At 42.5% G+C, this 10377-nt stretch carries 9 protein-coding genes; 6 read left to right on the top strand and 3 right to left on the bottom strand.

Going from position 1 to position 10377, the window contains the following annotated elements:
• The 6 genes from GXO74_00705 to GXO74_00680 all read left to right on the top strand — a co-directional run.
• On the top strand, window positions 1-603 hold a 603-nt coding region (locus tag GXO74_00705), incomplete at its 5' end, for a glycosyltransferase family 4 protein (GenBank protein ID NOZ60178.1).
• Window positions 604-674: 71 nt separating this feature from the next.
• Window positions 675-1859, top strand: a complete 1185-nt coding sequence (locus tag GXO74_00700) for a glycosyltransferase family 4 protein (protein ID NOZ60177.1) — start codon at window positions 675-677, stop codon at window positions 1857-1859.
• Window positions 1860-1885: 26 nt separating this feature from the next.
• Complete coding sequence (locus GXO74_00695; GenBank protein ID NOZ60176.1) at window positions 1886-2890, top strand: Gfo/Idh/MocA family oxidoreductase; 1005 nt, start codon at window positions 1886-1888, stop codon at window positions 2888-2890.
• Window positions 2891-2994: 104 nt separating this feature from the next.
• Window positions 2995-4131, top strand: a complete 1137-nt coding sequence (locus GXO74_00690) for a DegT/DnrJ/EryC1/StrS family aminotransferase (GenBank protein ID NOZ60175.1) — start codon at window positions 2995-2997, stop codon at window positions 4129-4131.
• Window positions 4124-5143: a glycosyltransferase family 2 protein gene (locus GXO74_00685; GenBank protein ID NOZ60174.1), complete on the top strand. Its 1020-nt coding sequence runs from the start codon at window positions 4124-4126 to the stop codon at window positions 5141-5143. The genes GXO74_00690 and GXO74_00685 overlap by 8 nt, the downstream gene beginning before the upstream one ends.
• A 67-nt stretch (window positions 5144-5210) precedes the next feature.
• Window positions 5211-6230 carry a carboxypeptidase-like regulatory domain-containing protein gene (locus tag GXO74_00680; GenBank protein ID NOZ60173.1) on the top strand — a complete coding sequence of 340 codons (1020 nt, stop codon included), beginning with the start codon at window positions 5211-5213 and terminating at the stop codon, window positions 6228-6230.
• 120 nt (window positions 6231-6350) lie between these two features.
• Here the strand turns inward: GXO74_00680 and GXO74_00675 are convergent, their stop codons facing one another.
• The 3 genes from GXO74_00675 to mvaD all read right to left on the bottom strand — a co-directional run.
• A complete protein-coding gene (locus tag GXO74_00675; GenBank protein ID NOZ60172.1) occupies window positions 6351-8591 on the bottom strand; it encodes a hydroxymethylglutaryl-CoA reductase, degradative in 2241 nt (746 codons plus the stop codon).
• Window positions 8569-9675, bottom strand: a complete 1107-nt coding sequence (locus GXO74_00670) for a hypothetical protein (GenBank protein NOZ60171.1) — start codon at window positions 9673-9675, stop codon at window positions 8569-8571. The genes GXO74_00675 and GXO74_00670 overlap by 23 nt, the downstream gene beginning before the upstream one ends.
• Before the next feature lie 7 nt (window positions 9676-9682).
• Window positions 9683-10377: diphosphomevalonate decarboxylase (gene mvaD / locus GXO74_00665; protein ID NOZ60170.1), on the bottom strand; the 695-nt coding region annotated here is incomplete at its 5' end.

The raw sequence follows: 10377 nt of genomic DNA, 5'->3' as shown, positions 1-10377 counted from the left end.
CGAGAACTATTACCAATTAAAAAATCAGAAAAAATTATTTTATACCAAGGGTTAATTCATCCGGCTCGAGGTACAGATGTTTTATTAGAGACTATGAAATACATAGATAATGCAGTACTCATTTTTATTGGACCTGGAGACTACATAGAAGAACTAAGGAAAAAAGCTATTTATCATCCTAAAAAAGAACAGATTTTTATTCTTGATCCGGTCCCCGTCAATGAGTTACCTAATTTTACCGCCTCCGCAGATATCGGCGTAGCGCTCATTCAAAATGAATGTCTTAATTATTACTTTATGCTTCCAAATAAATTATTTGAATTTTTGGTGGCAGGTTTACCTGTGGTTTTTTCTGATTTTCCGGAAGTCAGAAAAATAATTCAGCGGCATGATGTTGGGAAAGTAGTTGATGAAACAAATCCCCATAAAATTGCCGAGGCTATCCATGCCATTTTATCAGATGATAACGTCAGACAAGAGATGTCGTTAAAGGCACAAAGAACTATTCGCGATTATTATAATTGGGAAATCGAAGAAAAAAAGTTATATAAAATTTATTCTAACATTGCTAAAAAAAAGATTTTTATTGAATTTCATGTTTAAATTATTATATTTTACTATGTGCTGCATAAAATCCGCCTACTCTTTTTTATTTCTTGGAGAATGTCAGCGTTATGAACAACCACAAACGAATTTTAATGGTATTGCAGAGCGACTTCCCGCCCGATATCAGGCTGGAAAAGGAAATCGATTCTCTTACACAAAAAGGGCATCAAATATTTTTACTCTGTAATAATAAAAAAAATAGGGCACGAGAAGAAACAATCAGCCAACATTTTAAAATTATACGACTTCCCCATTTTTATTTCAAAGGCAGAATATTGCAAGCAATATTTGGTGTACCGCTTTTTTTTAACCCAATATGGCTATTTCTAATTACTAAAGCCTGCTTAAAAAATCACATAAATGCTATCCATGTCCATGATTTGCCATTGGCACTGGCTGCAATTCTGATAGGAAAAATTCTCCATATCCCAGTTATTTTTGACGTGCACGAAAACTATCCTGCAGCTCTTAAAACCTGGGGCAAAAAGGGATTTCTGCCGATCTTGTTTCGCAACCCTGCTTTTGCTCGTAAATTAGAAGATATCAGTCTGAAATTAGCTGACAAGGTTATCGTCGTCGTTGAAGAACATCAAAATCAATTTATTTCTCGAGGGATCGACCCGCAAAAAATATTCATTGTTGGTAATACTGTACAAATCGAAAAATATACTAAACTTAAAATTGATCCTAACGTTATTGCAAAATACAAAAATAATTTTGTTTTGACCTACGTTGGGATCCTTAATCCAGAGCGTGAATTAGATATTGCAATTAAGGGGATAAAAATTCTGATCCGAGATATTCCTAACCTAAAACTTCTTTTAATTGGCAATGGACCAACCCGGTCCGAGTTGGAAAAATTGGCCAGAAAATTGGGAATTTCAGAGCAGGTTGAATTCATTGGATGGGTTGAATTTGAACAGACTGCCACATATATAGCGGCTGCTGATATATGCATTATTCCACGACCATCCAACGAAATGATTGACGGAACAGTACCGCACAAGTTATTCCAATACATGGCTCTTGCTAAGCCTGTCATCACTACTGATGCCCGGGCAATAGCCAGAATAGTTCGTGAAACCGAATGTGGTGAAATTTTTCAATCTCACTCTGCAGAGGATTTTGCTAGTGCGGTATTTAAAATAAAAAACTCTTCAAAAAATTATGGCAAAAACGGTAAAAAAGCCGTCAGTGAACAATATAACTGGGAAAAATCTTCAATAGAATTGCTGAATTTATATGAATTTTAATTATTCACGAACAGAAAGGAAATCTTATGAACATTGCGATCGTTGGCCTGGGTTATTGGGGACCTAATTTGTTGAGAAATCTGTATGAAAGTCAAATGACCGAAAAGTTAGTTGCCTGCGATTTGGATGAGTCAAATTTACAAAAAACAAAATTGAAATACCCAACTGTGGAAATTGAAAGCGATTATCGGAAATTGGCTAATCGCGAAGATATTGACGCCGTAATTATTGCCACGCCTGTTTCGCTGCATTTTCCCATTGCCCACGATTTTCTGAAAGCAGGAAAACACGTATTTGTGGAAAAACCAATGACAGAAAACCACAAAGAAGCGGAAGAATTAATTGCCACCGCTGAAAAAAATAATCTCATTCTCATGGTCGGCCACACCTTTGAATATAGCCCGCCGGTGCTGAAAATAAAAGAACTGATTGACAGCAAAGAATTAGGCGACATTTATTATATTTCCATGTCGCGCGTGAATTTAGGATTGCATCAGAAAGACGTGAGCGTAATTTGGGATCTGGCGCCGCACGATTTTTCCATGTTGTTTTTCTGGCTGAATCAGACGCCGAAACGAATTTCCGCCATGGGCAAAGATTGCGTGCAAAAAGACATCCCTGACGTGGCGTTCATCAACATAGAATTTCCGGACGGCTGCATTGCCAATTTGCAGATAAGCTGGCTGGCGCCGAGTAAATTGAGGCGCACAGCGATCGTTGGCAACAAAAAAATGCTCGTTTACGATGATACGGAAAACATTGAAAAAGTGAAAATTTACGACAAAGGCGTTGACTACAAAGACCCGGAGACATTTGGCGAGTATCAACTCAGCTATCGTTCCGGAGACATTATCAGTCCCTACATTCAAAATTTCGAGCCATTGCGCCGTGAAATGAATCATTTTATTGATTGTTGCCAGAACGGAAAAACACCCATCAGCAACGGCCACAGTGGTTTGCGCGTCATCAAAGCGCTGGAAGCTGCGGAAAAATCTTTGCGGAATAACGGTGTGGTTGTGGAGATTGATTGAGAATTTTAATCATCACGTGTGCCCACCTTAAAGGTGGAGTACACGTTGTTTCTAAAGTTTTCCCCGAAAAATTAGAGAAGCCAAACTAACAAAGGAGACCCTTCATGCAAATTCCATTTCTCAATCTCAAACCCCAGCATCAAATGCTAAAAGAACAAATCATGGACATTGTGAGTGAGGCGATTGACAACACAGCTTTTGTTGGCGGAAAGAATGTGAGCGGTTTTGAGGAAGATTTTGCACGATTTTGCGGTACGTCGCACGCCGTAGCCGTGAACAGCGGCACGGATGCGCTGCGATTTGCTCTGCTGGCAGCCGGTTTGCAGCCGGGTGATGAAGTGATTACTACGCCGAACACTTTTATCGCAACTACCGAAGCCATCAGTCAGGCAGGCGGGAAAATAGTTTTTGTTGACATTGACGAGAAAACCGATAATATTGATGTGGAAAAATTAGCTGCTGAAGTGGAAAAACGCGCGAAATCATCGAATCGATTGAAAGGAATTGTTCCGGTGCATTTATACGGACAAATGGCAGACATGAATCCGATTCTGGAAATTGCTGAAAAATACGGACTTTTCGTCATTGAAGATGCCTGTCAGGCACACGGCGCGTTGTATCAGAAGAATGGCAAGACTCGCAAAGCCGGTTCCATGGGATTAGCCGGGGCATTCAGTTTTTATCCCGGAAAAAATTTAGGCTCCTGCGGCGAAGGCGGCGCTGTTGCTACTAACGACGTCGAACTGGCGCAAAAAATTAAAATGTATCGGGATCACGGACAGAGTAAAAAATACTACCACGAATTCGAGGGTTTCAACGGACGCATGCACGCCATTCAGGCGGGAATTTTAAAATTGAAACTGAAACATTTGCCGGAATGGACTGAGAAACGCCGGGGAAATGCGGCTTATTACGGCGAATTGCTCAAAGACGTTGATGGCGTGATTTTTCCGCAGGAACCGGAATGGTCAAAAGGCGTTTATCATCTGTACGTGATTAAAGTGGAAAATCGCGACGATGTGCAGAAAAAATTAGCTGAAAACGGCATCAGCACCGGACTTCATTATCCGATTCCTTTGCATTTGCAAAATGCCTACAAACATCTGGGCTACAAAAAAAGCGATTTTCCGGTCACGGAAAAACATGCAGAGCAACTCCTTTCTCTGCCCATGTTCCCGGAATTAACAAAAGAAGAAATTGAGTATGTGGTTTCGACATTGAAGAAAATTATCAATGGATAGAGCGAACAAAGAAAAATCATCAAAAGATAACAATCTACCTCTTGTTTCAATTGTGATTCCCATGTACAATGAAGCAGGGAATATTGAGCGTTGCATCGGATCGATTCAAGGACAGAATTATCCGCAGGAAAAAATCGAAATCATTGTTGTTGACGGAAATTCCAGTGACGGCAGCCGGGAAAAGGTGCTGTCACTGGCCAAAAATCATTTCACTATCCGTTTGCTCACTAATCCCAAACGTAAAACGCCTTCGTCACTGAACATGGGAATAAAAAATGCCTCCGGAGAAGTCGTAATTATCCTGGGCGCGCACACAAAAATCAAAGAAGATTTTGTCAGCCAAAACATTCGGCTGATGAAGGAAATGAACATCAAATGCGTGGGCGGCACTCAGATCAATGTGGGCGAAAATTTCATGCAACGCGCTATTGGTTATGCCATGGGGCACCCTTTCGGACTGGCAAGCGCGCCCTATCGCTACGGGAAAAAAGAAAAATTTGTGGACACTGTTGTCTATGCTGCCTACCGGAAAGAACTGTTTGATGAAGTGGGCTATTTTGACGAAGATTTGTTCATTTCTGAAGACGCTGAACTCAATTGGCGCATCAGACAGGCGGGCTACAAAATTTTTTACTCTCCTAAAATTGTTTCTTATTATTACCCCAGAAAAACGATGGGGAAACTCATCAATCAATTGTTTCGTTATGGTATTTTGCGCGTTAACGTGATTAAAAAACATCTCAAGGCGATTAAACTGATGCATTTGATCCCGCCTGCGTTTGCGCTGGCAACTATTGTCTTTCTCATCGCAGGAATATTTAAGCCCTTTTTTTTGGTTCCATTAGCTGCAATTTGGGGACTTTATCTCGTTTTAGCGTTTATCTCGTCGCTTCAAATCAGTCTGGAAAAAGGATTTCAATATTTTTCCATTTTGCCAATTATATTTACCACAATTCACTTGAGTTGGGGGATTGGTTTTTTGTGGGGAATCTTTGTTTCGAAGGATAATTAAAGATGAATGGCTAAAGCTACTTGATTCTTAAATGACCCATCGGGCAATGCCAATAAGAGGCAAAGAAATGAAGATTTTTATTAAATTACGGTTTATCATTCTGGTCGAATTAGTCATTGCTTTTGCGTCTTGTCAAAATGATAAAAATACCCTTTCGCCGGTTATTCCTGAAGGGATACATGGATATATAGTTGATGAAAGGACAAACATTCCTATTGAAAATGCGACTATCAGCTTTGGGCGATTAACTTTTTCATCTGAAAAAAGTGGTTATTTTTATATTGACTCTAGCCACGTGGACATGGTGGGGCAAGTACTTCGATTAGAGATTTCATTTTTCCCCTATGAGAAAAAGATAGTTAAAATTGATAACAACTTATCATCATCCAATCCAGCGGATACAATAAGGCTTCAATTCCCCAATAAACTGAGAGAGTTTCAGCGGCTATTGCTTAAAGCGAAAGAGAAAAAATATAAAATTGTTCCTGTCATAGACTGGTATCGAAATTTAGAAATTTATAGAAACGAACGCACAATCATTATGAGACACGATGTAGATCATGCACCAATTACCGCAATGGGAATGGGCTTTATAGAACACCAAATAGGGGTGCATTCAACTTACTATTTTCGTTGGGCAACTGAAGGGGAAATGCAAATATCATACTTGTCGAACTTTGGGCATGAAATCGGGCTGCATTATGAAACAATTGCTACCTACTGTTATACACATAACATTACCAAAAAAGAGCAAGTAACAGAGCAGGTTTTAGATATCTGCCGCGATATTTTAAAATCGGAGATTAAATTATTTGAGTCAAAATACGGAGATATTTATTCAATTTGCTCTCATGGAGATAAATTAAATGCCTCCCTGGGCATACCAAATTATTATTTAATACTTAATCAAAGCCCAACAGATTTCTTTATTGAGACTTGGGCAAATTCACCGGAAGTTCTGAAAGTACCCGAAATTTTCGTGGCTGATTCTGGAAACAAATGGGATCCATTCTCATTTGAAGAAGCTCTTGATAAAGATTATAAAACGATATACGTTCTAATGCACCCCTGCTGGTGGCAAAATTAATAATAACGAAAAGCAAAAATATGCTCAAATTTCGATTAGAGCAAAACTATGTAGCAATCGAATTTAGAAGCTATAATAAGTATCATCGCAAAAAAACAAACTTCTTCCCAAAAATTAAAATTAGTTCCCCACCTCCGTCACAATCGCCTTATACCCAGCTCGTTGCATGGCATCCACAACCTGCTCCGCATTTTCCGGACAGAGAGCAATAATGGCACCGCCGCCACCGCCGCCGGTGAGTTTTGCGCCCAAGGCGCCGTTTTTGCGGGCGATTTCTACGAGTTCTTCCAGTTCCCAGGAAGAGACCTGAATGGCATTAAGCAATCCCTGGTTAATGTTCATCAAATAGCCTAATTTTTCCAGATCGTAAGTCTGAATTGCTTCCACTGCCTGAAGCGTGAGATCGTTTATTTGATTGAAAATCTGATCGTACAGAGCGCGATTTTTTTCCCAGCCCTGGCGTACTTGACGCACCATTTTCAGAGTCAGACCTTCGACGCCGCTCATTCCGATAACTAATGGCAATGGCTTCGGTACTTTAATTTCCTGTAATTTCGGAGGCGTATCTTTTTGGTACAAAATAAATTTCCCGTAAGTCGCCATGGTATTGTCTATTCCGGAAGGTGTGCCGTGAACGATTTTCTCTGATTCGTAAGCCAATTTATTCACTTCTTCATCTGACAAACCTAATTTAAAATGTTCGGAAAGGGCGCGAATGATAGCAACCGCTAACGCAGCGGAACCACCCAAACCCATGGCGCGAGGAATGTGCGGAAATAAAAACAGCCTCATGCTCCGCCCCATCAAATCGAGCGATTCCAGCAACATTTGCAGCGATTTGTAAATGGAATATCTGTAATCTTTTCCTTGCTGAATTTTTTCATCAACTCCCCATTGCGGCACGATGAGATAAATTCCTTCGTCGGCATCTTCCACTCGCGCCTGAATCGCCAGCGGAATCGGCGCAGCAATGGCGTGACTGCCGTAAACCACGGCGTGTTCTCCCAGCAAAATTACCTTTCCGTAGCCGGAAGGCAGCGGTTTTTTTTCGTCGGAAATCAGTTCTCCCCCTTCCTTACCTTCCAATTTCGCAGTGATCTCCCGCGCTTTCCAGATTTTGATATTTCCGCTTTCAATGATTCGGTTCACCACTTCGTCGAACAAAAAATCGGGAACGTTGGCGGCTTTCACTACGCTACGGGCGTGCAGAGTCATGTGACCTCGCTGAATTCCCTCTGTGACCAGCGCGCGCAAGGCAGAAAAATTTTGCGCCAATCCGACAGCGCCAATAACCTCAGCCAATTCCTGCGCCGATTTGATACCTAAAATTTGATGCGCTATTTTTACCGTCGGGTTTGATTGCAGAGGCCCGCCCACAGTGCCGACTTTCACCGGAATCTCGATGGTGCCCACCAGATTTCCGCTGTCGTCTTTGAACCAATTTGTCAGTGAAGTGTACGATTTGCCGCGAGCGGCGTAGGCGTGAATTCCGGCCTCGATGGCGCGCCAGTCGTTTCCCGTGGCGATGGCGACCGGATCGATGCCGTTCATGATGCCTTTGTTGTGCGTGGCAGCGCGATAGGGGTCAATCGCGGCGAAATGGTTCGCCAGGATAATTCCTTCCCGAACTTCTTCGCCCGAATAGCCTTTTCCCGCCAGCAATTTCGGCGGGATCACTGCCTTTGCCCGCACCAGCGACCGATCCGCAAGGTTGGAAAGAATACGCAAAAAAACTCTGCCCCTGGTAATTTTTTCAATCAAAGATGCCACGCCTTCACACATGCTGTTGACCAGATTGGCGCCCATGGCATCTCTGGTGTCTACGAGCAAATGGACGACCAACATTTCGCCGAATCGGGAACTCGCCGAATGTAAAATCACTTCGAGGTCCCGGGCGCCGCCGCCGCGAGCGACAAGATTCGGGTGCAGATCATTTGCCAGGTTGAGAATTTCTTCCTTCTGGCGAAGAATTGCCTGCTTGGCTTTGATCGGACTTTCCATGTCCATGATCTGAATTTGTCCGATCAAAATAGGCTCGGTGCTTTTGCTTTCAAATCCGCCGGCCTGACGCACGAGTTTTGCCGCAGAACTTACCGCCGCGACAATCGACGGCTCCTCCACGACCATGGGAACGATGTATTCCTTGCCATTGATCAAAAAATTCAGTCCCAAGCCCATGGGCAAACTGAAAACTCCGATCACATTTTCGATCATTTTGTCGGCTTCTTCCGGATGAAGCACATATTTCCCATTGGTCAGCGCTCGGGATTCTTCCTCATTTAGAATTTCGTATTTTCTCAGAAGTTTTAGTCGTTCAGTAATTGAATATTGATAAAAATCAGGAATACGCGACGTTTTCACTTGCTTCTACCTTAATTAATTTTGTTTGTAATCCGTTTGGTTCAAAAGTGAGATCAAGCGGTTCAAAACCTGCTTTTTTTATTTTATTTTTCAAATCGGGAAATGTCGTCTTCGAATCAGCGAAACAAATGCCGATATCTCCGCCGCCAGCTCCGGACGGTTTGTAAACAACGCCCATTTCCGCTGCTAAATTTGCCATTTTTAAATGTTCGTCGGTCACAATCGGCGCGCCAATTTCTTCGCCCAATCTTTGCATCAGCAAATTGTACTGATGAATGCTCTCTAAAAATTCGGTAACTTTTTGCTGCTGAAAAGCCAGACTTCCGGCATCGGCAACTGCCTTCATTTCATCGACAATCAGCGAAAATTTCTTTTTATTATTCAATTTAAAATCGTTGAACAATTTGACGAATTGGCTGGTCGAAGAGGCTTTCCCGACCCAGACCGGCAGCATGAAAAGATTTCTGGGAATGGTGAATTGTTCAATTCTTGGGTTTAAATTTTCCGCTCCCGGATTTATGCGATAGGACAAAATTGCGCCATAAACCGACGCCGCAATGTCAATTCCGCTGCCCACATTTCCTTGAGCGGCACGGTGAGCCTCAAGCGCCATTTGAAAAACCTGTTCTTTGTCCGCAGGAATCTGGCCCGAGCTGGCGAGCAAACTGGCGACAAGCGCGACAGTTAGCGCGGCGCTGGAGCCAAGGCCTAATTTGATCGAGCGATTATTGTGAAAAAAACCGTCGGTATCCAGCAAAAGCTGTGACGGGTGCAATGTTTTTTTTCCTTTTTGCAAGAGATGAATTCCGAATTCAAAAATAGAGACGAAAAATTTGAGTTTCTTTGCCATGCGCGGAGAGAGTTGACTCAGAAACCGAATTTTTCCTGTTCTGTCCACAGAAAATTGCAAATTGCGGATGCCAATAGACGGCGCCTGCAAAGTGAACGTCATCTGATCAGAGAGAGAAATTTCAACTCGCGCGAATCGATTCACTGTCATCACCAGCGAGGCGCTGCCTTCCAGCACGGCATATTCACCCAAAAGAATCAATTTCCCGGGAACTTTAGTAACAATTTTCATCATTTTTCCTTCAAATAATTTTCGCGTCTGAACCTAAAGGTGTCTGCATTACTCTTTTGACGCCGTCTATTTCAGAGAGAATTTTCTGAACCTGATCCAGATAATCCGGCTCACAAATGGCTTTGACCTGTGGGCCTGCGTCCACAGTAAAAAATACCGGAACTCCTTTCTGATTGCGCAATTCCCGAATTGCATGAATGGTTTCCACTGTGGCGCCGTTCCAGTAAATCAGCCCCGGTTTTGAGCTTAAAGCAAGAGCATGCATTTTCAAGCAACTAAATTCAGCGACTTCTGCCAGTAATGAAAAATCTTTTTTCAAAATTGCCTCCCGGCAAAGTTCAAGGTCTTTATCGGAACTTTGAACCCACTGGCTGTAATAGGGAGACGTTTCCTGCGAAAGTAACATGCCATCGGTTGAGCCTGTTTTTTTTGCCTCTTCCGAAGTAATGGCAATCAGCATTTGTAAATTCCAGTGATTCTCCTCTGCGATTTTCACCGCGTAACTGTCTGATCCGTCCTCTTTTTTGCCTTTTTTCATCTCCACAAAGCCGCCGAAAATCGAGCGCGCCGCAGAACCGGATCCCTGTCTGGCAATTATCGACAGTTCTTTTGGCGACATTTTCAAGTCAAGCGCTCCGTTCGCAGCAACTGCCAAAGCAGCAAATCCCGAAGCCGAAGATGCCAGCCCGGCGCCAGTGGGGAAAT

The sequence above is a fragment of the Calditrichota bacterium genome (assembly GCA_013152715.1).
Taxonomy (GTDB): Bacteria; Zhuqueibacterota; Zhuqueibacteria; order Thermofontimicrobiales; family Thermofontimicrobiaceae; genus 4484-87.
This window is presented reverse-complemented; position numbering and strand designations above follow the sequence as displayed.

Bases quoted from the DNA above. Each gene is read 5' to 3' on its own strand.
- GXO74_00700 (NOZ60177.1), top strand. From the start codon at position 675: ATGAACAACCACAAACGAATTTTAATGGTATTGCAGAGCGACTTCCCG.
- GXO74_00695 (NOZ60176.1), top strand. From the start codon at position 1,886: ATGAACATTGCGATCGTTGGCCTGGGTTATTGGGGACCTAATTTGTTG.
- GXO74_00690 (NOZ60175.1), top strand. From the start codon at position 2,995: ATGCAAATTCCATTTCTCAATCTCAAACCCCAGCATCAAATGCTAAAA.
- GXO74_00685 (NOZ60174.1), top strand. From the start codon at position 4,124: ATGGATAGAGCGAACAAAGAAAAATCATCAAAAGATAACAATCTACCT.
- GXO74_00680 (NOZ60173.1), top strand. From the start codon at position 5,211: ATGAAGATTTTTATTAAATTACGGTTTATCATTCTGGTCGAATTAGTC.
- GXO74_00670 (NOZ60171.1), bottom strand. From the start codon at position 9,675: ATGATGAAAATTGTTACTAAAGTTCCCGGGAAATTGATTCTTTTGGGT.